This is a genomic window from Photobacterium halotolerans DSM 18316, assembly GCF_000425165.1.
Taxonomy (GTDB): domain Bacteria; phylum Pseudomonadota; class Gammaproteobacteria; order Enterobacterales; family Vibrionaceae; genus Photobacterium; species Photobacterium halotolerans.
In genome coordinates, this window is sequence record NZ_KE384320.1 from 172,327 (window position 1) to 195,001 (window position 22,675).

At 44.7% G+C, this 22,675-nt stretch carries 15 protein-coding genes; 3 read left to right on the forward strand and 12 right to left on the reverse strand.

Features of this window, described 5'->3' with window-relative positions:
* Positions 1-70: 70 nt before the first annotated feature.
* Positions 71-1,441: an MBL fold metallo-hydrolase RNA specificity domain-containing protein gene (locus H511_RS0114035; protein WP_027252873.1), complete on the reverse strand. Its 1,371-nt coding sequence runs from the start codon at positions 1,439-1,441 to the stop codon at positions 71-73.
* Positions 1,442-2,022: 581 nt separating this feature from the next.
* Between H511_RS0114035 and H511_RS0114040 the strand changes: the two genes are divergently transcribed.
* Both H511_RS0114040 and H511_RS0114045 read left to right on the forward strand, forming a co-directional pair.
* Positions 2,023-4,347 carry a hypothetical protein gene (locus tag H511_RS0114040; protein ID WP_027252874.1) on the forward strand — a complete coding sequence of 775 codons (2,325 nt, stop codon included), beginning with the start codon at positions 2,023-2,025 and terminating at the stop codon, positions 4,345-4,347.
* A 64-nt stretch (positions 4,348-4,411) separates the two neighbouring features.
* Positions 4,412-5,491, forward strand: coding sequence for a hypothetical protein (locus H511_RS0114045; protein WP_027252875.1), 1,080 nt, complete (start codon positions 4,412-4,414; stop codon positions 5,489-5,491).
* Positions 5,492-5,506: 15 nt separating this feature from the next.
* Here H511_RS0114045 and H511_RS0114050 read toward each other — a convergent pair whose 3' ends face one another.
* From H511_RS0114050 to H511_RS23450, 3 genes are all read right to left on the reverse strand, one after another.
* The gene (locus H511_RS0114050; RefSeq protein WP_027252876.1) at positions 5,507-6,904 is read right to left on the reverse strand and encodes a phosphohexomutase domain-containing protein; all 1,398 of its coding nucleotides are present in this window, start codon (positions 6,902-6,904) and stop codon (positions 5,507-5,509) included.
* A 31-nt stretch (positions 6,905-6,935) separates the two neighbouring features.
* The gene (locus H511_RS0114055) at positions 6,936-8,408 is read right to left on the reverse strand and encodes a mannose-1-phosphate guanylyltransferase/mannose-6-phosphate isomerase (RefSeq protein WP_036759695.1); all 1,473 of its coding nucleotides are present in this window, start codon (positions 8,406-8,408) and stop codon (positions 6,936-6,938) included.
* 189 nt (positions 8,409-8,597) lie between these two features.
* Positions 8,598-12,416, reverse strand: coding sequence for a DEAD/DEAH box helicase (locus H511_RS23450; RefSeq protein WP_051288193.1), 3,819 nt, complete (start codon positions 12,414-12,416; stop codon positions 8,598-8,600).
* 265 nt (positions 12,417-12,681) lie between these two features.
* On the opposite strand from H511_RS23450, the gene wecA (H511_RS0114065) reads away from it, so the two are divergent.
* Complete coding sequence (gene wecA, locus H511_RS0114065) at positions 12,682-13,722, forward strand: UDP-N-acetylglucosamine--undecaprenyl-phosphate N-acetylglucosaminephosphotransferase (RefSeq protein WP_027252878.1); 1,041 nt, start codon at positions 12,682-12,684, stop codon at positions 13,720-13,722.
* A gap of 543 nt (positions 13,723-14,265) precedes the next feature.
* Here wecA (H511_RS0114065) and wecA (H511_RS0114075) read toward each other — a convergent pair.
* The 8 genes from wecA (H511_RS0114075) to H511_RS0114110 form a co-directional block, all read right to left on the reverse strand.
* Complete coding sequence (gene wecA, locus H511_RS0114075; RefSeq protein WP_027252880.1) at positions 14,266-15,360, reverse strand: UDP-N-acetylglucosamine--undecaprenyl-phosphate N-acetylglucosaminephosphotransferase; 1,095 nt, start codon at positions 15,358-15,360, stop codon at positions 14,266-14,268.
* A 51-nt stretch (positions 15,361-15,411) separates the two neighbouring features.
* Positions 15,412-16,137 carry a WecB/TagA/CpsF family glycosyltransferase gene (locus tag H511_RS0114080; RefSeq protein WP_036759697.1) on the reverse strand — a complete coding sequence of 242 codons (726 nt, stop codon included), beginning with the start codon at positions 16,135-16,137 and terminating at the stop codon, positions 15,412-15,414.
* A 2-nt stretch (positions 16,138-16,139) separates the two neighbouring features.
* Entirely contained in the window at positions 16,140-17,093 is a 954-nt protein-coding gene (locus tag H511_RS0114085) for a glycosyltransferase (protein ID WP_027252882.1), read from the reverse strand.
* Positions 17,093-18,364: a hypothetical protein gene (locus H511_RS24670; protein WP_155804890.1), complete on the reverse strand. Its 1,272-nt coding sequence runs from the start codon at positions 18,362-18,364 to the stop codon at positions 17,093-17,095. Before H511_RS24670 ends, H511_RS0114085 begins: the two co-directional genes overlap by 1 nt.
* Complete coding sequence (locus tag H511_RS24140; protein WP_027252884.1) at positions 18,364-19,554, reverse strand: glycosyltransferase; 1,191 nt, start codon at positions 19,552-19,554, stop codon at positions 18,364-18,366. Before H511_RS24140 ends, H511_RS24670 begins: the two co-directional genes overlap by 1 nt.
* Before the next feature lie 85 nt (positions 19,555-19,639).
* Positions 19,640-20,863, reverse strand: a complete 1,224-nt coding sequence (locus tag H511_RS0114100) for an MATE family efflux transporter (RefSeq protein ID WP_027252885.1) — start codon at positions 20,861-20,863, stop codon at positions 19,640-19,642.
* On the reverse strand, positions 20,853-21,995 hold the full coding sequence (gene rffA, locus H511_RS23460; RefSeq protein WP_051288195.1) for a dTDP-4-amino-4,6-dideoxygalactose transaminase: 1,143 nt from the start codon (positions 21,993-21,995) through the stop codon (positions 20,853-20,855). Before rffA ends, H511_RS0114100 begins: the two co-directional genes overlap by 11 nt.
* Positions 21,995-22,675: a GNAT family N-acetyltransferase gene (locus H511_RS0114110; RefSeq protein WP_051288196.1), complete on the reverse strand. Its 681-nt coding sequence runs from the start codon at positions 22,673-22,675 to the stop codon at positions 21,995-21,997. The genes rffA and H511_RS0114110 overlap by 1 nt, the downstream gene beginning before the upstream one ends.

Consider the following 22,675-nt stretch of genomic DNA (forward strand, 5'->3'; position numbering starts at 1 on the left):
ACTGCTCAGCTATCACTGTGTTATCGCGCAGAATAGAGTATCGAAAGACAGCCCTGATGCAAGCTAAGACTTAATCCTGGTTCAGGTTTGCGCAAACTATCACCTTTGCATCCGGTTTGACCTTTTGCAAACGCCGCGCCAGAGCTTCCTGGGCAGGTCGGTCACCGTGAACCAGACGAATCTCAGCCGGTCCTTTTTCAATGCCCTGCACAAAACGGATCAGATCCCGCTGGTCAGCATGGGCTGAATACCCCGTCATGGTGTGCACTCTGGCCTTCACTTCGATACGGGTATTGTTAATGATCACTTCTCTGGCACCGTTTTGCAGCTCACGGCCCAGTGTGCCTCTGGCCTGATAGCCAATCAGCAGCAGATCGGTTCTGGGATCAGGCAGCAGCGCTTCGAGATAATTCATGATCCGTCCACCACTGCACATCCCGCTGGCAGCCACAATAACAGCCGGTTCTCCGCTGGCCTTCAGCCGGTTAACCAGGCCGATATGATCGCTGTGCTCATCAATCTGAGTACACTGATCAAAGTCCAGCGGATGACGCCCGTTATCCAGCCTTGCCTTGGCTTCTTTTGTCCATAGCCGCTTAAAACCCTGATAGGCCTGTGTGATTTTCATCGCCAAAGGTGAATCAAGAACAATCGGCAAATTCAGCCACGGACTCTCTGCTGAGGGTTGCTGAATTTCATTATTTACAATGTTTTCCAGATCAAAAAGCAGTTCCTGAGTGCGTCCCAGACTGAACGCCGGTATCAAGATAGCCCCACCGTCTTTTAACGACTGCTCGACCACGCTTTTTAATGCTTGTTCTCTTGTTTCGGTGCCGGGATGAAGCTTATCACCATACGTACTTTCCAGCACCAGCACATCAGCGTGCAGCGGCGGCTCAGGATCAACCAGCAGCGGGGTATTGCTGGGGCCAAGGTCGCCGGAAAACACCACTTTCCGGCGATCAGGTAACAACAACTCGACATAGGCCGAGCCTAAAATGTGGCCCGCCTGACGAAATGAGAGACTGATATCCTGCCCGTCCGGCAGCATGATCTGCGCCCTGCAATCAAATGGCACAGGCTTGAGCTGAGATCGCACCAGCCGGATAAAGGCTTCGCACTTTTCATCACTCAGTCCCAGTTGCAGCTTCAGCCCGTCTTCGAGCATCAAGGGCAACAAGGCTGCTGTCGCTTCAGTAGCATAAATCGGCCCGCGAAAGCCAGCTGCTAATAACCAGGGAATACGGCCGACATGATCGATATGGCAATGAGTCAGAATAAGTGCCCGAACGGGCTCGACAGGAAAAGTAATATCATTGCTGGCTTTGGCTTCCTCGCCCTGAAACGCGCCGCAATCAATTAACAGACTGTATTTTCCCAGCTGTAGCTCATGACAGGAACCGGTCACGCCGTCCCTGGCTCCATGGTGTAAAATATTCACCTGATTCCCCTGGTATTAAGAGATTAAATAATTCACCCAGCATGACAAAGTTAATGACAGGTGAAACATTAACAGCAAAATTGCGCGACTTAATTCACGAAAAAACGTTCACGCCAACACAGGTTAATTTCAAATATTCGACGACATGTCGGTTTAGTCAAGATCGATGGGGCATTACCTTGCTTTTAACCCTACTCTTAACCCTACTTTTTACCTGACTTTTACCGGGTTCATTCATCAGCTTTTATCACGTTTTTACCATGCCAGCAGTGCCACTGCGCAATTTATCACCAGGACAAAAAATACCCTAATCACAGAGTTAAGGCTCTATGGCAGGTATCAAATAACAGAAGAAACTAATGAAGCAATTCACAGTTTTCATCATTAAAAAATGAAATGCACATTGTATCTGGGATCAAGGCTTTATTTATTCACCAATTCATTTATAAAGCTTATCGAAGTAATTTACTGCGCGATCTGGCCGGCAGACCAGAGCACAGATAGCAAGTTCGATAGCAGCCAATAATAAAAGGCACATTGAAAGTAGCCTCAGGCTCTCATATTTATTCAAAGGAAATATCATGAAAAAGTCAGTTTTGGCGACACTTATCATATCCTCGCTGGGATTAACCGCCTGTGGCGGTGGCAGCGGGAGTAATAACGATAGTACAGACTCCAATACTTCACCAACAGAAGTCACCACGGCAGGTGTCGTCAATAAAGGGATCGTCAAATCTGGCCAGGTCGCTGTATGTGAAGCTACAGTCGCCAATACCAGCCAGGAGCGCTGTGTTTCTCCGTTACTCACGACAACCACTAATGAAAAAGGCCAGTTTTCCCTGACTGGCCTGCCCGCCAATAAAGCCCTGCTGGTTGTTGTGACCAAAGGCAACGGCACCCAAATGAAATGTGACTACGTCGGTTGTCAGGATGCAAACGGTAATCCGATTGAATTCGGCGAGTGGATGACGGTTCCGAACAATTTCAAACTGCTGGCCGTGATTGCTTCTTCAGGCGAAATCAAAACTGCCAATGTTAACAGCCTGACCAATCTGGCGGCGAAGAAAGCCATTGAGCTGACCGGCTCTCTGGATCTGACGACCGACATAGTCAACAACAGTAACGCTATTATCGGGAAGGCGCTCGGCCTGACCAAGCCGATTACGGAAATGGGCTCAGTGGACATTACCGATGCCAATGCCATTGCGGGGTCAGACAACGAAGATCTGCGGGCTGCCATTCTGTCGGCATCGATTGAACAAAGCCGCAAGAGTGGCAGTGTCAATATTGATGACTTAATTGACTATGACGCCAATGGCAAACTGGCCGTGAATAAAAATGTCGTCAGCCAGATCCAGGCTGATACCACTCAGGTGGTCAGCCAGGCAAAAGCCCATTCGAAAAATCAGGGCAACGCAGGATCAAAACTGGATAATGCCGATCAGGATGTCTCTGCCATTAACCCGGATAATATCGAGATTGGTATTGATATCGACAAACCTGTCGCTAACGCCGTTGTACAGGCCAAAGACTTCATCAAGCAAATCCGTACTGTCTATACCGCCGCGTCTGATGGCGGGGATCTGAATACCGGGCTGACAAACTTTGCTGACGAACTGGGCGACATAAGCAGTATCGCGCAGGAAGATACAGAAATGTTGCTGGAAAATGTCAATGGCGCCATCATTGCCATTAGTGAAGCCATGAAGCCAGATGCCAACTTCGAAGGCAATATGTTGCTCACCAACAACAACTACTACGTTTATAAAGACGGTGACCAGTATACCGTTCAGCAAAATGGCGTATCGCTGGTGGCCACAGGCTCTTACGACCATAGCACCAAAACGGTTACTGAAACCGACCAGAATTGTAATTACTCGGAATTTTGCACAAAGACTACAACAGAAGAGATTCGTACCAATATTACGCTAAACGAATTGAGTGCAAACTATAATGACGCTTGGTTAAATACTTCCCAAAGTCATGTTGTGTTGAGCGCCAATATCACCAGAAAAGAAACCGGAAACTATAGCAGTACGCCGACTAACGAAGGAAATATCTATGTGGATGAGAGCAGTACCTCTGAAGTTTCTCAGGTAAACACCTTAAAGCTTCAACTCTCTGAAGCAACACTTACTTATTTTAGCTACCAGGAAAATTTTTCATACCCGAATACATTTTCAGGAAACATCACCCTGATCGCCGATGATATATCTTCTGCCGATTTCAATAGCTATACCTACAATGAAAATTGGAACGGTTCAGGCGCTGATTGGTCCAACGAGAGCAAAGACAGTTCCATCATCGAAGCAAAAAGCCTGACATTTAAAATTGATGGTGTTATTGCTTCAAACGGCCAGGCAGTTTCAGCCTTGATGGATATCAGGCTGAATAACATGGGTGGTTATGTGCATTTACGCGACATCACCCACACCGTCAGTGGCCGTTACTGCTCATGGTGGTCTGATTGGGACAACCGTTGCTATACAAGAAGTGAAGAAATCATCACCGAAGAAAGTTTTGAAACCAAAGACAGCTTCATCAGAGCTAACGTCAAAATGGCACTAGGCGCTAACATTCTGAACGCTAACAATACTCCAGTTGCGACTGGCCTGTCGCTGGACATCTCCCGCAACGATTACAACCTGATCGAAGTGGATGCCGGAGTGACTTATAACGGTAAAGACACTTACCTGAGTACCAGCTACAAGCCTTACAGTGACACCAACACGCCTTATGTCTCGCTGCGCGATGGCAAAGGTCTGGTGGCAACCCTGACCGAAAAAGGGGAAGACGATATTGGCGGCACCATCTATGTGAACGGTAAATCGACCGGGACTATCGGTACGACCAACAATAATCTGTTGCTGATCCGTTATACCGACGGTTCCTTCGAATCGATGTAAGCGGTTTGCCCATTCATTCTTTTAGTCACGAGCCCTGACCTGTCAGGGCTCTCTTGTTGTAATTATGATGCTGACGACCTTAACAACCCTTACCGGCCTGAGCCTGCTGCCTCTTGCGCCGGATACAGCGACTGACTCGATCGCCCCATTTGTTCAGATAAACTCGCAAAGCTACGCTGAGAACAACAGTATTTATGCTTTGGTAAAAGGCAAAGAAAGTGATTATCAGGGCTCAAATCACGCCTTCACCTTCAACGAAGCCGCCTTTGGCCTGCGCTATCACAATATGACGCTCAGCTACCTCTACCGCTATGAATGGTTTCTGAAACACTCTCCGGATGCGCTGTTGCTCTATGGGGATTCCCTGAACCGGACAGACATGGTGCCCGGCAAAACCTATCAGGTGGATTTGAATGTTAACCATACCATTCAGCAAGGCATACGCCTCGGCTGGCGTATGGAGCCGGCTGACAATCTGGCTTTTTATGTCGCAGGCAGCTATCTGAAAGCCACCGATTTAATGGAAGGTCAGCTACATGGCCAGGTTCAGCGCAGTGCCAGCGATGACATCAGCGGTCAGTTGAACCTGGACTATGTCTATGATGAAGATGTGCTGCTGGATCGAATTGCAGACAAACCCACCAGCCGCTACGGCTTCAGTACCGATCTGGGCGTTGACTGGCACATTAACCGGCACTGGTTTCTGTCGGCCTTTGTGCAGGATGCCTATGGCGAAATCATGTGGGATCGCGCACCTTACACCACGGCCGTTGCCAACACAGCCACAGCAGAAACCGATGAGAATGGCTACATCAACATCAACCCTATCGCGAGTGGCATTGAAGGCTACAAAGAATACAAACAGCGGCTGACACCCAAATACAAAGGCCGCTTAGCCTATCTGTTTGGTAATACCGCACTGTCGGCCAGCCATTTTTATGGCTATGGTGCGCAATTAACGGATCTCGCTGTCAGCCATGGCTGGAGTACGGTCAGCACCCGGCTCTCGTATACTTTGCAGAGCCAGGCAATAGGGCTGGCTCTCACCCACAGATACTGGTCGATGCAGGTGATCAGTGACAATCTGGACTATCAGCAAGCCAGTCAGCTGACTGTGATGCTGTCGGGGCAGGTGCCTTTCTGACGGTGCCTTTATTGGTCATGACCTGGGAGCAGAAAACGGCTGAAGCAACGCCAGCACTTCAGCCGTTTTCGCTTTCATCAGCGCGGGATTGCCACGGGACTCGACATTCAAGCGCAAAACAGGTTCAGTATTTGATGCCCTGAGATTAAAGCGCCAGTCAGAAAAATTCAGACTGATCCCGTCAGTCTGATCCAGTGTCAGTGCGTCCGGTTCGTACACCGCGCGGACTGTCGCGATGGCACCGTCCGTGTCAGTGACCGTCAGATTGATTTCACCGGAGGCCGGATAAGCCCGCATCCTGTCTGATACCAGTTCTGACAGACGCTGTCCTTTTACAGACAACAGCTGTGCCACCAGCAGCCAGGGGATCATGCCGCTGTCACAATAGGCAAAATCGCGAAAATAATGGTGGGCGCTCATTTCACCGCCATATAGGGCGTCTTCCTGCCGCATCCTTTCTTTAATAAAAGCATGACCGGTTTTCGACTGAATCGCCTGTCCGCCACTGGCCGTGACAATATCGACCGTATTCCAGATAAGACGGGGATCATGAATGATTTTCCTCGGCTGGAAGTCATTCGGATTTGCGGGCTGCTGCAAAAAAGCTTGTGCCAGCAAACCGACAATATAATAGCCTTCAATAAACCGGCCGCGTTCATCGAACAGAAAGCAGCGGTCGAAATCGCCGTCCCAGGCAATGCCCATATCGGCCTGATGCGCCCTCACCGCTTGTGAAGTCGCCGCCCGGCACTCAGGCAATAACGGATTGGGGATCCCGTGAGGAAAAGTGCCATCGGGATCATGGTGGATTTTCACAAATTCAATCGGGATCCGGCGCTGACCAAATTGCGCCTCCAGCGCATCAATCACATGTCCCGCCACACCATTCCCCGCGTTCACTACCAGCCGCAGCGGTGTAATCTCTGACGGGGTGATATAAGACAGCAGGTGGTCAATATAGTCATTCAGCACACAATGGTGACGCAGCTGGCCGATCTGACCGGGTGCCGCAAAGTCATTTCTTTCAGCCAGCAGGCGAATATCGTGCAACCCCGTGTCGCCGCTGACAGGGATCGCCCCGGCCCTGACCAGCTTCATGCCATTGTAATTGATCGGGTTATGGCTGGCCGTCACTTCAATCCCGTCAACGAGCAGGCTTTGCGCGGCAAAATATACCTCTTCTGTGCCGGTCAGACCGAGATCGATCACATCCACTCCGGCGTCCATCAAACCTTGCGCCAGTGCCATTTTCAGTGACGGCGAGGAAAGCCGCACATCGCCGCCAATTGCCACCGTTTCCGGCCGGAAATGCTGACCGTACGCCCGTCCGATCCGGTAAGCTATGTCCTCGTTCAGCTCCCGCCCCAGTTCACCGCGGATATCGTAGGCTTTAAAACAGGTGAGTCTTTCCATGCCGCCCTCCTTATCGATGCAGCCATCCCGCTTACTTTCTGCCGTACCTGTCCTCAAAACGGACGATGTCGTCTTCGCCGAGATAACTGCCTGACTGCACTTCAATGATTTCCAGCGGAATTTTGCCCGGGTTCTCCAGCGCATGTACCACGCCGACCGGAATATAAGTGGACTGATTTTCGGTCAGCAGCCAGGTTTTATCCCCCTGGGTGACTTTGGCCGTTCCCGATACCACCACCCAGTGTTCGGCGCGGTGATGATGCATTTGCAGCGATAATTTTTCACCCGGATTCACCGTGATGTGTTTCACCTGATGACGGCCACCGCTATCAACCTGATCATACTTGCCCCAGGGGCGGTACACTTCCCGGTGCAGATCGCATTCCGGGCGCTGCGCCGCTTTCAGCTGCGCCACTATCTCTTTGACATCCTGAACTTTATCTTTGGCGGCCACCAGTACCGCATCTTTGGTTTCAATCACCACCACGTTGTCCAGACCGACGGTCGCCACCAGCCGGCTGTCGGCCCTGAGGTAACAATGGTGGCTCTGCGCGGTCAGCACATCTCCGATGACCACGTTGCCTGCATTATCTTTGGGGCTGAGCTCCCACAGCGATGACCAGGCGCCGACATCGCTCCAGCCGGCCTCCATCGGCACCATCACCGCCTGGCGGGTTTTCTCCATCACCGCATAATCAATCGACTCGGCCGGACAACCGGCAAAAGCCGAGCTGTCGATACGAATGAAATCCCGGTCCCGCTCAGGCGAAACAACAGACTGACGGCAGGCGGCCAGAATGTCCGGCCGGAACTGAGACAGCTGCTGCAAATAGGCAGAAGCGCGAAACAGGAACATGCCGCTGTTCCAGTAATAGTGACCACTGACCAGATACTCTCTGGCGGTATTGAGATCCGGCTTTTCGACAAATTGTGCCACCTCAAAACCAGTGCCAAACCCCTCGCTGAGCGCCGCGCCGCGTTTGATATAGCCGTATCCTGTCTCGGGCGACTGAGGGGGAATACCGAAAGTCACCAGTTTGCCGCTATCCGCCAGGGGCAGCGCTGTCCTGACGGCCTGAGTAAAAGCGGCGGTATCCAGAATCAGATGATCAGCCGCCAGCACCAGAAGTAAGGGATCACTGTCTTCCAAAGACAGACAGTCAGGTGACTCCTGTGCCAGTAGCGCCGCCAGCGCAATCGCAGGCGCGGTATTACGGCCCTGAGGTTCAAGCAGAAGATGACCCGGCTGGCTGGCGCAGTAGCGCAACTGCTCGGCGGCAAGAAAGCGATGCTCTTCCTGACAAATCACTAACGGGGACAAAGCGTCCAGCTCAGCCAGACGATGAAGGGTTTGCTGCAGCATGCTGAGCGGGGATGATGAAAAGGCAAGCGACGGGTTGTCAGCAGGCTGAAGGGCAAGAAATTGTTTGGGATACTGCTCGCGGGATAAGGGCCACAAGCGACTGCCTGTCCCCCCAGCCAGAATAACCGGTAAAATCTGCATACGCCTTTCCCCTTCGCAAAAAAGTGCAAGATACTCGGTACTTTTTTATCGCCTGTTCAGGCAAGTATAGACAAGGGGATTGAAGGCGCGCGGATGAAAAAGTGCCAGTCGCGGCTGTGTGGGGAGTGGCGGCTAAAACCACCAGCAAGGCGCCTGCTCTACAAATGAAGCAGAACGCCATGCGCACATTTAATCTTCTATCATACTCAGCAGCATCTGTGGATTCAGAGTCTGGGTATCATCCTGCCCTGAAAGGACTTTTTCTGCCAGATCGCGTTTATCCCGGTGAAGCTGGACAATTTTTTCTTCCACCGTATTTTCTGTGACCAGACGATAAACGGTCACCGGCCTGCTCTGCCCCATACGGTGCGCCCTGTCGCTGGCCTGATCTTCCACTGCCGGATTCCACCACGGATCCAAATGAATAACAGTATCGGCTTCAGTCAGGTTCAGCCCCGTCCCGCCCGCTTTCAGGCTGATGAGAAAGACAGAATGCTTTCCTGCTTTAAACGCCTCAATCGCCGCTTTCCTCTGCTTACTGCTCGACTGCCCGTCCAGATAACTGAACGACAGCGAGGCTTGTTCCAGCTGCGCCGCAAAACGTTTCAGCAATTGCACAAACTGGCTGAACACCAGAATCTGATGACCGCCTTCTATGGCTTCTGACACCAGCGTCAGCGCCTCCCTGAGCTTACTGCTCTCTTCCGCAAAGGAATCAAACACCAGACTGGCGTCACAGCATACCTGCCTTAAACGGGTCAGTGCGGCAAGCACCTCGACCACACCCTTACTGTTTTTGGCTGTTTTCAGGGCATCTTTACGGACGGCTTCATAAGCAGCACTTTCTTTGGCCGATAAATAGACGGTGTGGGTGATCTCGGTTTTACCGGGCAGCTCAGACAACACCTCACCTTTCATTCGCCGCATAATGAAGGGGCTGATCAAGGCTTTCAGCCGCATCATATCCTCGGCATTACGTGCAGCCTGACCATATTTCTGCCTGAACTGCTTCAGCGAACCCAGCAGGCCCGGATTCAGGAAAGCAAACTGGCTCCAAAGCTCTGTTAAATGATTTTCAACCGGCGTACCGGTAAGGGTAAAGCGCCGCTCTGCCGTTAATCCAAATACCAGTTTTGCCCGTTTGGTCTGCGGGTTTTTAATCTGCTGCGCTTCGTCCAGCACTATGGTCTGCCAGTCTTTTTCCTGCATCGCTTCCTGACAGCGGGTCAGTAATCCGTAACTGACCAGTACCAGAGTTTTGTCACCCGCCGCGGCGATGGCTTCGTTCCGGTTATCCACCTGCTCCAGATCCACTATTGTCAGTTCCGGTGCAAAGCGCTGGCATTCTGCCTGCCAGTTATGAATCACCGACTTGGGCGCCACAACCAGTGCCGCGCCCTCACACTGATAATGGCGGATCAAACTGATGGCCTGCAAGGTTTTACCCAGCCCCATATCGTCTGCCAGACAGGCGCCAAAGCCATGGTGAGATAAGTGCGCCGCCCACTGGACACTGGTTTTCTGATAATCCCTCAGCGGAGCCAGAATATGCTCGGCAACCACCGGCTTCTCTGACCATTTTTCCTGCAGCGACTGCCATCCCGCATCGCCCTGATGGGTAAAGGTTTCCAGTACCTGTTGCAGGGGATAGGCCATCTGTACATCGACTTCCATCTCCTCATTGAGCAAACCGTCCAGCATTCGTAGCTGCTGCTGAAGCTCATCTTCCATCAGCACAACCAGATTGTCGCTACCCTGCTCAATAAATCCCTGGCGGCTATTTGCCAGCAACAGCCGCAGGTTCAGCTCCAGATGCTGATCCGTGGACGCCTTGCCTGTGACAGCAAACCAGTTTTTGCGTTTCTCGATATCCAGAGTCAGATCCTGGCGGGTCAGCACCTTTACCTGGCTGCTGCGCTGGCGCCAGTGAACCGGTACGTCCTGTAAATTCTGCACGGCTTTTATCAGCGATAACGCAGCTTCACCAGACAAGGCCCAGCGCCGTTGCTTGTTCGCTTTCAATCCCAGAAGCTTGCTCAGTGCCAGTGAATCCGCTTTTTCCTGGCTGAGATCACGCTGATACCATTGCTGATCCGGGTCGCTGATCCATGTCTCTCCCTGTCCCGAAGGCATGCTTATGCGATTTGCCGGCAGCTCTCCGGACACATCATTCTGGTGCTCAATGGCCACATCCAGAGTGCCCTGATGCCAGTCCAGCCATAAGTGCGGCCTCGTATCCCAGTGACCAGGCTGTATATTCCCTTTCTGCTGACAAGGGCTGTACCAGAGTAAATCCTTCTGCTGTTCCAGCGCCTCTGTCAGTGGCTGCAAATGCTCACAAGCCAGTTGCTCAGGTCTTGATTCGATGACATCAATGAACTGAGGCGATATCGCTGAGGTATCCAGAAAACACCAGGCATCATCCATCACCTGGCGCAATGTTGCATTTGCTATTCGGGGAAAGACATCGAATGTCACCTGTTCACCGGATTGCAACACGGCCAGCGGCTTAACACCGTGCACACTGACGGACTGACCGTCCTGACTGATGATGTTGTCGCACGCCGACAAGGCTTTCAGTACAGGCAGCACATCGGGAGCAGGATGGCCCCAGCGAACCCTGTTCTGACGCTCCAGTTGCTGAAAAACATGCCAGTCGGCATCTGACATCAAAGCTTCAGCCGCTGAATACTGAATGGAATACAGCTGAATCATCCGGCCTTTCGTCCAGCCACGTTTCCCCATCGACTGAATCCTTGGCTGAACTTTCAGTGATTTCAGGCACAGCTCCCAGACCAGCCGCTGATCTGCCTGATGCTCCTTATCTGACTGGATGGTCTGCGTCAGCTTTCTTAACCAGATATCCTGGCGGGCAGCCGGGACATAAAAAGGGGCATCAGATTCGCTGATTTGTCCGGTAAGGTAACGCAGTGCGTGTTTGGCTCTGGCGGCTAACAGACTTTCAGAGTGATGGGATAAAATCATTTCCGTCAGCGGGTGCGCTTTCACCTGAGCAACCCATTGCTGATACTGTTTCGGGTGCGCTTGCTGCCATTGGCAAAGCACCAGCACATCCAGCAATAATTTCCCCCAGCTCACGTAATCTGCAATCACCAGGAGTGAATCAAACCAAAGGTCAACCCCCGCAAAATATTCCTCTTGTTCACTGTAAGGCGCAATAATGACGTAAGCCTGCTGTTGCCAGAACTGATCATACGCGATTTGCTGACCACTGTGACTGTCGACGCTGTGCTGATAGCTTGCGACGGCTTCGGATTTGTCCAGTAAAGCCACCACAGCCAGATCAGCCAAAGCCGTATAGGAATAGCGTTTTGCCGTCATGGCAGAGAAAGCCGTGCGATGCTGGAAGTACTTCTCATCGAAAGGATCGCACAAGGGGTGGGAAACACTTCCGGCCCTGAGCGCCTGCCAATTATCCTCGGCGGGAGCCCAGACAACCTGCCTTCGGCCGTAATCTGTGATCGTCTTGCTGGCTAACGGCTCCCATGCAATATTCCCCGTTGTGTACAGCTGATTTAACAACCAGGCCCATCCCTGCAGGCTGTATTTCAGCCTGTCGTCTTCAATCAATGCCAGTAATTCCCACGCATCAGGATGCAGAAATAAATGCATCAGCAGCCCTTCCGCCTGCGGAGAAATCGCCGAATAGGCAAACATCCAGCGGGTATTTGACAGCACAGAATAGATTTCCAGTTCCACGGAGAGCTTATCGGCGTGGGTCATAACAGCATAAAGGGATCGTTCCCGGCCAAACCGCAATAAACTCTGTAAGGCAGACAAACATCCGTTCAGCGACAAGCTCCAGCTCTGTCTTTTTTTCACCACCAATCCAGCTTCCTGCATCGCAGACAGTGCTGCCTCTATCTCTGGGCCACTATGGCTATTGCTGAGCTGCCGGCACAGACTTTTAGTGGTGATGCCAGATGTAATAAAAATCTGGGCTAACAGCTCTTCAGTAACAGAAGCTTCAGACTGTAAATATTGCATGGATTTCCCTGCTGGATGATATCAAACCATTTATCAAAGATTATTGCGACGCGAGTGATTGTAGAATATTGATGCTGTTGCAACAAACACTTACAGCGACATAACCCAAATCAGTGCGATCAGGTTTGCTGGTGTTTGCACCGGGCCGCACTTGGGACGGAGGGAACAAAAGTAATAATTTACTTGCTGAATATTTTTTCTTCTCTTCCTAGTGAGACAAATTATTGGTAGTCTTTTTGCGTTTTGTATGCCTTCGGACCACAGCATGATAGCCGATTTTTTCTTTGTCTTTTTTTCTTCATTTGCCGCACTTTTTCTACTTCGAAAGGTCGCCAAGCGTGTTGGTCTGGTGGATAAACCCAATGCCAGAAAGCTGCATCAGGGGGCAGTCCCGCTTGTCGGGGGGCTGGCTATCTGTATTACGCTGGCCCAGTTTCTCTATTATTCGCCAACCATACTGGACGACGCCGGGCTTTACGTTTTCTGTATTACCATTCTGACTATCATCGGTGCGCTGGATGATAAATTTGACGTGAGCTTCAAGCTTCGTCTGGCGATCCAAGCCTTGTTATCTGTTTGCATGATGTATTTTGCCGGTCTGGAACTGCATACGCTGGGGAATATGATTGGCTTTGGCAAAATAGACCTGGGGATGTTTGGCTATCTGGTGACTGTACTGGCGGTGATTGGTGCTATCAATGCCTTCAACATGGTCGACGGTATTGATGGCCTGCTGGGCGGGTTATCTATGGTGACTTTTGGCGGGCTGGGTATCATGCTGTTCCACGATGGTCAGCAATCGCTGGCGTATCTGTGCGGCATCATCATAGTAGCGATGATCCCTTATATCCTGCTTAACCTGGGGGCATTTGGCCGACAGCGTAAAGTCTTCATGGGGGATGCAGGCAGTATGCTGATTGGCTTCACTGTGATCTGGTTTTTACTGCTGGCCAGTCAGAACGGCAGCCGCCCACCGTTGCGGCCGGTGACGGCACTCTGGATGATCGCCGTCCCCTTAATGGACATGACAGCTATCATGATCCGCAGAATCAAACGCGGTGATTCCCCCTTTAAACCAGACCGCGAGCATCTGCATCATATCTTCCAGCGTCTGGGTCTCAATTCACTGCAAACACTGATTGCTATCTGCGCAATTGCGACCTTACTGAGCGCTGCGGGTATTTATGGTGAAATTGCCAATATTCCAGAGTATGTCATGTTCTGGTTATTCATCCTGTGTTTCATCATCTACTTCTTCACACTGTCAAAAGTAGAAAAGTACTCACCTCCGCAAGAAGCTTCTTAACCAAGCCAACAGCCGTATTTTCTGTGCGGCTGCCACTTATTTACTTCTGTATATGGCTGTTACAGCTACCTTGCAAATATATTGGACAACAGTTCCAGTTATTTCATTTTCTCTCTAATCCATTAAGCATGTCCTTAATAGCTGACGCATTTTTATATATCCCGCAAGCATTAGGCCATACACAGATACCAGAACAATGAGAGAGAGATTACACGCTATGCTGAGGCGCATATTACAAGCAACAGTTAACAGAGCTGAACGCCTGTACCTGACAGCGGTATATTCCAAGGCCGTGAACACCGGCTTTGTGCTGTTATGGGCCTCGCTATGCTGGCTCAATCAGTTAGACCGTTACGACAAAGCCGCAAAACAGATAAGAAGAGAAGACCGGCTGGGGCGTAAAGTTAGCCAGTAAAGCAGACCAGTTTTTATGTCATGCACGGAAAAAACGCATAAAAAAACCCAGGACAAGCCTGGGTCATGTTCAACATCTTTGACTTCTGTTCAATCACTCACATCTCATCCACCCAACAGTGAATCCACTTAACGCTCTGAGGTCGCCTGCTCAGGCGTTTTCGGCTGACTGCGGCCGGTCAGCTTGTGTATCCAGGTGGTAATACGCCAGATATGGCTGATCACGGCAAAATACACACCGAACATAATCATAAAGCTCAGCAACATCAGGGTTTCGTTAACCTGCGACATGTCAGACCAAATGCCGACTCCTGCCATACTGGCCGCCAGACCACAGATCACGACTAAGGTCATAAAAGGTGACAAACCAATACGCTGGCAAATATGGTGCAGGTGTTCGCGGTCCGGCTTAAAGGGTGACTGGCCTTTGCGGATTCGGCGAATCATGATGGTGGCCATATCCATTAGCGGTAAAGCAATTAACCACAAGGCAGTGACCGGGCGCATAGCACTCAGCTCACCCTTCTGGGTCGCTTCCAGTAATAACCAGATAACAGTAAACCCAATGAAGATACTGCCGGCATCGCCCATAAAGACTTTAAACCGACGCCCCAGAGGGAAACCGAGGTTCAACAGAATATAAGGAACCATAGCGGTGACTATCATGGTGCAGATAACAAACAATTCCGTGTTACCCGACACATAGAAGACATAACCGAGTGCCGCAAAACTGACCGATGCCAGGCCGCCTAACAGGCCATCAATACCATCAACCATGTTAAATGCGTTAATCGCACCAATGACCGCAAAAACAGTCAGCAGCGTACTGGCAACTACGGGCAAAGCGAGAGGAAAATCCCCCAACATGTACCCCAGGTAATGCAGGCTTTTATCACCAATGAAAATCATCACCAGCGATACACAGGCCTGTACCAGCAAGCGTAATTTAAAACTGATGTCGTATCTGTCATCAATCACGCCGATAACCACCAAAACAGTGGCACAGCTTAAATACAGCCAGGGGTTCTGCGGAAACAGTTCAAAAAAACTGAAAGCTATCGCCAGAGTAACAAATATCGACACACCACCCACAAGCGGGATCACACCTTTATGGTGTTTTCGTTCGTTAGGCGCATCGACCAGTCCAACCCGTTTCGCCACTTTGCGGCAAATAAACAGGCTGCAAAAGGACATCAGGAAAACAAATATGAATGCAGAAGTCATGTTGGGACTCTTTGGTTTATAAAACTAATGACAATTAATAGAACAATGCATTTAAATTTTATTTGTTAAAACTAAAATCGAAAATTTAATTAACTTTATCTGTCTCATGAACCTTGTAGGTTGACTTAACAATCGATAAGCCCATTCCAACCCTGTCTTCCTAAATAATTTAGGCGCACGTTTAACCTTACCGGTAAAAACATCATAAGTTCCACCTACGCCCATCATAAAACAGCATAAACCTGAATCTTTACATTTCTTCATGAAAAGTTCCTGTCTTGGTGATCCCATTGCAACGGTTAGTATTCTTGGCTGAACCATTCTAATATGTTCAATAACCTCATCCTCATCAGAGAAATATCCATCACGAAACCCAACCACATTAACATTATACTTTTCAGCTAATTTCAACACAGTATTGGTTAAAACTTCTGATGATGCGCCGATCAAATAAACAGGAAGATGTTCACGCCCTGCCCTAACCATTAATTCCTCCCACAATTCACAACCTGGTATACGCGGAATATCTTTATTTAGTTTCGAGCTAGCTAATTTAGCTACGCCAATTCCATCAATATAACGTAACGTAGAAAAATCAACTGTTTCTTTAACAGTTTCATCTATTCTATACATCATTATTTTTTCTGGGTTCATTGCTACTGCAAGACCTGTTTTCTCAGTATAGATATAATCATCAAAAATCATGTCAACTGCTTCATCCATGCTCTTGAAGCAACTAATATTCAAACCTGAAATAACAACCGAATCAATATGCATAATTAAATCTCTTGATAAATATTAGATAACTTATTAGCAACAGAAGTAGACAAATAAAGGTTAGTGAATTCTTTAGGATACTGAGATGAACATTTATTAATTACCATCTCAGCTACAAAATCGGATAAAACATTTTCATCATTTGTAACACAAGATAACTCTGTACCAGAGACGATAGATACAACATCTCCAACATCTGTTGATGCAACAGGTAGACGAGTTAAAACAGCCTCTTTTACCGTTTGAGGAGAACCTTCATATTTTGAAGTCATCAATAAGCAGCAAGAAGATGTAAAAAGCTCCAGAATCTGTACCTTAGACAAATTTTCGAGCACAACAGTTTGTACTTTACATCCAATTTTATCCTCAACCTTCTTCATGATTGATAAAAACTTATCGAAGTCTTTTTCAGGTCGACTTGGCGATGATGGAAAAATTACAACAGGCTTTCTATTTAATTTGATTTGATTATCTGAGTAAAACAATGCATCAACACCACAAGGAAGCCATATTTTTTTATTATCACCACTAAGTTTATTAAAAATCTCAAAACTAACAGCTATATTTAAATTTGAAACCCCTGACACTAATTTAGATATTTTTTTTACCACTTTACTTTCCCCTAAAATATCTGATCCGTGAAAGGTTACTACAGTTTTCACTTTATAAAGCTTTAACATAGGAAGCAAAATAAATGGGATAATACCAGTTAAACCATAATGAACATGAATAATATCAACTTTTTTACTAACCACCTTTAAAACTACAGAAAAAATTGTTGCTAGCAAATTTCTTATTTGTGCTATCCTGCTTCCGCCTTTACTCCAAACTAAAACCTCAAATTCATGCTCAGTATTCTCTTTTAGAGCTTCATATTGCTCTTTGACAAAAACACCAAAATATTTTCTTTTAGAGGTAGGAAACATATTTGTTAAAATAATTACTTTTTTTTTCATCAACTATGCCTTTGAAATTTATCAAGCAAAGTAACACTCAGAGCTGAAAGCACAGAGTAAATCAAAATAAAATACAACTGAGAAGGGTAAGAACCGCCTAAGCTCTCAAAAACAACCGCAATATTAACAAATATAACGACCCGAGAAAAAAACATCACTTCTCTATTTTCACTGTTCTTTAAATTCCACATTATTCTTAATGGGTTCAGTAGCATAAAGAAATAAACACCTGTACCTATAAAACCATATTCTGCAATAACATGAGGCCAAAATGTATCCATTAGATAAGAAACATTACCTTCAACTAATGAAGTTGGTTCTAGTCCAAAAACAGAATTTAAACCATATTGAAAATATAACGGTGAGTAATATATAGCAGCGGGAGCACTACCAAATGTACCAGGCCCACTGCCAAGTGGGAAGTTTTCTGTTGCAATATCTATTGAAGATAGGAACATCAAACTTCTTGCACTCATGTCAATACCGCTTGTTTCTTCCAGAAAGAAGGTAAATCTATAAAGAAATGGCTCTAGAAAAAAAACAGCTATTACTATGCTTATAAATAGTACTATTAACTTCCCCCATAAATTACCGCTTCTTTTCAACTCCCACAAATAAAAAAAAGCAATTAACAATATTAATGCAGACAATGATTTACGAGAAAATGTGAACAACTGACAAAGAAACAGAAATGTTGATGTGAAAAAGTAAAATCCATTTTTATAATAACTATAAAGCGCTAATGATAATGAAAATGCCAGAGTAATTGTCGCAAAAAGATACACAGGGTGAGGAAATACTGATGGTGTATCTCTTAAAAAAGCTAACGGGTAATCACTGGGCGGGCTAATATAAAAAACAGCTTGTACACATGCTATCAAAACAATCAAGAATAAAACAAAAAAATACCATTTACATAAACCTATAAATGTATGAAAAGTCAAGCTAGGCAAACGACAAAAAACATAAACGATAAAGAAAAGAAAGCTATAATAATAACCTAAAATATATCGATGGTAACTACCATCAACACCATTAAATAAAATTGACAATAGAGATATCAACATCAGCAAAAAAAATGGAAGCAACTCAGAAAGCTTATAGCCACATTGAACCTTTGAACAAAGGCAGCATGTAAAAAAAACAACGCCAGCTAATAAAAATGAGATCCCATTTATATTATTTAACTGTAAAACATCTCGAAAGAAAGTTAAAAATAATATTGCGACTAAGACATTAGTAAAAAGCACATCCTTTCGTAAACTACTCATCATTTATCCAGTCGATTTTTATAATTATTAAACCCATTAACCCTTGATAAAAAAAACATTATCAATGAAGATACTACATATTTAGGAAAGTTAATTTCAGAAATTTCACTTTTAGAAAAACCTGATTTAATAAAAAAATCAAGCGTTCGACTAATATCGAATAACTTAGATGCCTCCCTTGAACTATCACCTTTTTCAATCCAGCCTTTATCATTAGAATGATAAAGAGCTTTAATAACATCTGCATAATGAAAATATTCTATATTTTCATTATGCTCATTGTAATTAACACCTAATTCAGGTCTAAAAAAGCCGCTAGTTTTTTCATGAGACTCAACACCTACTATACAAGGTATAGAATGCATTCCAGCCTCTATCAATGCTGTTCCACTCCCAACAAAACACCAAGCATCTCGGACTACTCTGTGAAAAGAAGAGTATTCTAAGTTACCATGAAAAAAAACTCTATTACTCAAGCCAAGATTTTCAACTTCTTTAATTAGCTTATCAACTTCAGGACCATGACCATAAATATGATATTCAATACACTTACACTCCCCCTCCAATTCTGATAGAGCATGTATTGTATTAAAGTTATACTTTTTGAAATCAACCAAACGGCCAATACTAACAATTTTCTTTGTGCGAGGTGGTAAGCTAACATTATTGAAAACATTTGAATTCAAATCAATCACACCAATTGGAATAATTGGTGATTTTTTAAAACTAACATTAAAGTAACTTTCATTAACACCAACAGAGTTATCATTATAAAATATTATATTTTCTTTGGGGATTTTCTGGGAAAAAATATATTTTGGCAAATTAAATGCGTAAAGCTCATTCTTCCCCCCCCATGCAAAGAGTTTAGAATGATAAACACCAACAGTTAGTACAACTTCAGTATTAATCTTTTTTAAAGTTCTCCTTATCCTTTCAGCCAAGACAAGGCTAATTTCGTCAATAGAGTGAATCATATTGATAAAACCGAGTTTATTGCTAACTTTCCTCTCACTTAAAGGAAATATAGAAAGCAGGCGTGCAGGTTGCTGTTTCAGATACTTGCTATCAATACTTAGTAATTCATCTAAATAAAAAATATTAGCATAATTCTCAAACTCAATTTCAAGCTCTTTATTAGCTCTCTTTCTACTCATTACTAAAACATTAGTTCTCGCTTTATATTTCATATAGTTAGCCTTAACAAGGCGCAGAAAAAAAGTTTCAACACCACCCAACTCTATTGAATTCACAACAAACAGAGTCGAACTTAAGTCATTTCTTGAATACATAAAAACCTAAACCAATAGAATATATAAAATATGTGATGATATATGAATAAAGCATCCCCATAACACCAAACTTGACTGAGAATAAACCAATAAGGAGAAAAGTCAAAAAGAGTAACATTTGAAACATTACATTTATTGATGCTTTATATTTTGAAAGTAACACATAGCCAATTATTAGCGATAGCGTTTTTAGAAGATCACCCAGTACTTGATAAGGAACAAATTCTAGCGAAGGCAATAATTCTTTATCATATAAAATCAATACTATCCAATCACCCAGAAACAGAAAACAAAGCGTGTAAAAAATAAAAACAGGGGCGAGTATTTTCACACAAGCTTTGACTTCATGTAACATATTTAGATTATCAGCTTTAGAGAATCTAGGGAAAAATATAGTTGTCATCAAAGTAGTTATAAACAAAAAGTATAGATCTGATATTCTAGTTACAACTTGCCAATAACCAATCATTTCCCATCCATATATTTCTACAATTTCACTCCTGAAATATATTAGCAACAGAGGAATAGAAAAGACGCTTGTAAAGGAAACAAAAGAAAACTTTAACATTTCTTTTGTTTTATCATAATTAAATGAACAAAAACCTATTTTAAAACCAATGTTTTTTGTGTAAAAATAAGCACCAGGAAATATGTATAGTGCAGGTATGAGCAAACACCCTATAAGTACATAATCAAATCGTTCAAATGCCCCTAAATAAAGAAAGGAAATAATGCCAAGAAACGTACCAAAAAGGTGAATTAATGTAATCGATAGTTTTCTTCCTGTTGTGATAACTGAATATTGGAAAAAATTACTTAGCGCATAAGCTACTTGAATTAAACATAAAAACAGAAACACATCACCAAGTTCAATATCGAATGATACAAATAGACTTTTTAAATATGGTGTTAAAAGATATACTCCCCCTCCTGTGAGGACTGAAAAAAATAAGACAATAAAAAAACCCGAAGTGTAATATTCATCCTTAGATTTTAGATCATCAACAGAACTTACAAATCTTATTATTGAATTATTAACCCCTCCACCTGAGAACAAAACAACAAGCCAAGTGATTGAATATAGCTGTGAATATACACCAAGCTCACCAGCCCCATAATTTATAGCAATGAACTTAGAAACAACAATTCCAGATATCAACTTCGAAAAAGTTATTACTGCTGAAGATAGTATGCCACTACCTACCACAAAACATATCCTCAAGCACTTTTTTAGTTATATTTAAAACACTTTCTAAATCTTCTTCTGATAAATTAAAGTAAAGAGGCATTCTAACTAACTTATTACTTTCACTAGTAGTGAAAACATCCTCACCAGCAAAAACCCCAAAATTCATTCCTGCTTCACTAGAATGTAACGGTATATAATGAAAAACACATGTAACACCGTTAAGACCCATTCTATCAATAAAATCATCTCTTATCATTTTAGAGTTAAACTTCACAAAAAACATATGCGCATTATGTTCACAGTCACTAGGCACAATAGGTGTATTTAATTGATCAGAAAATTGAGAAAATAAAGACAGATACTTATCCCAAACATCTTTCCTTTTGTTATTAATTTCATCAGCACACTCAAGTTGAGCAAATAAATATGCAGCCTGAAGCTCACTAGGTAAAAAACTTGAACCTATATCTCTCCATGTATACTTATCTACAACACCTTTTAAAAAAAGACTTCTATCAGTGCCTTTTTCTCGTATAATTTCAGCACGCTTTACCAGATCGGCATCATTTACTAAAAGCGCACCACCTTCTCCACCTGATGTGTAGTTTTTAGTTTCATGAAAAGAATAACAGCCTAAATGTCCAATAGAACCTAATGCTTTCCCTTTGTATTTTGACATAACGCCTTGAGCAGCATCTTCAATAACCCATAATGAGTGTTTAGTTGCAATATTCATTATTGCATCCATTTCACAAGCAACACCTGCATAATGAACAGGTACAATTGCTTTAGTTCTGGATGTGATCGCTTCTTCAATCTTCTTTTCATCGATATTCATGGTATCACTACGAATATCGACAAATACAATTTTAGCACCTCTCAATACAAAAGCATTCGCTGTTGATACAAATGTATATGAGGGCATGATCACTTCATCCCCTTTTTGTATATCAATAAGAATTGCAGCCATTTCTAATGCTGCGGTACACGATGGTGTTAAAAGAGCTGTTCTTGTACGTGAAATATCCTGCAATAATTTTTGACATTTTTTGGTAAATGGTCCATCTCCACACAGTTTTTTATTTTCCATTGCCTCTTTTATATACTTTAACTCAGAGCCTACCAAGGGAGGAATATTAAAATTAATCATTATAAGCTGTCCTTATACATCCAAACTGTTGACTGTTCTAATCTAAAACCACTTTTTATATAAAGATTAATTGCCGCTAAATTACTAGTTTGAGTTGCAACTTTTAAGTATCGAGCCCCATTATCAAAAGCATATTGCTGACATATTTCAATCAATGTGCTGCCAATACCTTTTTTATAACAGGCTCGATTCACTCCAATTAGTCCAATATACGCAACTTCATCTCTAACTTTCACGGTTATGAATCCTGAAATCATATTTAAATTTCTGACCAATATGCAGCAATCATCAAAAGTTCCTTCAATCGCTTTTTTTAACCACTCGGAATAAAACCTTTCCCTATCAATATCCGAGAACCAAGGACGTCTAAACCGGCTAGAAGTATAAAGACCATCAACTATGCCTTGTAAAACTTTAGTATCTCTACTTGTTGCAAATTCAATGGTTTTATTCTTTTTTATTTTAGTTATTTCCTTGTTGAAGGTTAATTCACCCTCACTATAAGAAAAGCCCAGAGATATTAAATCATTAATAGCAATATAATTTTGACTATTCAATTTTATCGTGATCAATCCAGATGGAAACTCATTCGAAACATTTTTTTCGAATGGGTCATTAATCTCCCAAATGTTTTTCCCAAAAAATTCAGACTCCCACACCTTTTTATTAAATTTTATCAT

What these genes read in the sequence shown, in the direction of transcription:
- H511_RS24140 (WP_027252884.1), bottom strand. Translation starts at nt 19,554, where the DNA reads ATGAAATATAAAGCGAGAACTAATGTTTTAGTAATGAGTAGAAAGAGA.
- wecA (WP_027252878.1), top strand. Translation starts at nt 12,682, where the DNA reads ATGATAGCCGATTTTTTCTTTGTCTTTTTTTCTTCATTTGCCGCACTT.
- rffA (WP_051288195.1), bottom strand. Translation starts at nt 21,995, where the DNA reads ATGATTAATTTTAATATTCCTCCCTTGGTAGGCTCTGAGTTAAAGTAT.
- H511_RS0114040 (WP_027252874.1), top strand. Translation starts at nt 2,023, where the DNA reads ATGAAAAAGTCAGTTTTGGCGACACTTATCATATCCTCGCTGGGATTA.
- H511_RS0114045 (WP_027252875.1), top strand. Translation starts at nt 4,412, where the DNA reads ATGATGCTGACGACCTTAACAACCCTTACCGGCCTGAGCCTGCTGCCT.
- H511_RS24670 (WP_155804890.1), bottom strand. Translation starts at nt 18,364, where the DNA reads ATGAGTAGTTTACGAAAGGATGTGCTTTTTACTAATGTCTTAGTCGCA.
- H511_RS0114055 (WP_036759695.1), bottom strand. Translation starts at nt 8,408, where the DNA reads ATGCAGATTTTACCGGTTATTCTGGCTGGGGGGACAGGCAGTCGCTTG.
- H511_RS0114110 (WP_051288196.1), bottom strand. Translation starts at nt 22,675, where the DNA reads ATGATAAAATTTAATAAAAAGGTGTGGGAGTCTGAATTTTTTGGGAAA.
- H511_RS0114050 (WP_027252876.1), bottom strand. Translation starts at nt 6,904, where the DNA reads ATGGAAAGACTCACCTGTTTTAAAGCCTACGATATCCGCGGTGAACTG.
- H511_RS0114080 (WP_036759697.1), bottom strand. Translation starts at nt 16,137, where the DNA reads ATGCATATTGATTCGGTTGTTATTTCAGGTTTGAATATTAGTTGCTTC.
- H511_RS0114085 (WP_027252882.1), bottom strand. Translation starts at nt 17,093, where the DNA reads ATGAAAAAAAAAGTAATTATTTTAACAAATATGTTTCCTACCTCTAAA.
- wecA (WP_027252880.1), bottom strand. Translation starts at nt 15,360, where the DNA reads ATGACTTCTGCATTCATATTTGTTTTCCTGATGTCCTTTTGCAGCCTG.
- H511_RS23450 (WP_051288193.1), bottom strand. Translation starts at nt 12,416, where the DNA reads ATGCAATATTTACAGTCTGAAGCTTCTGTTACTGAAGAGCTGTTAGCC.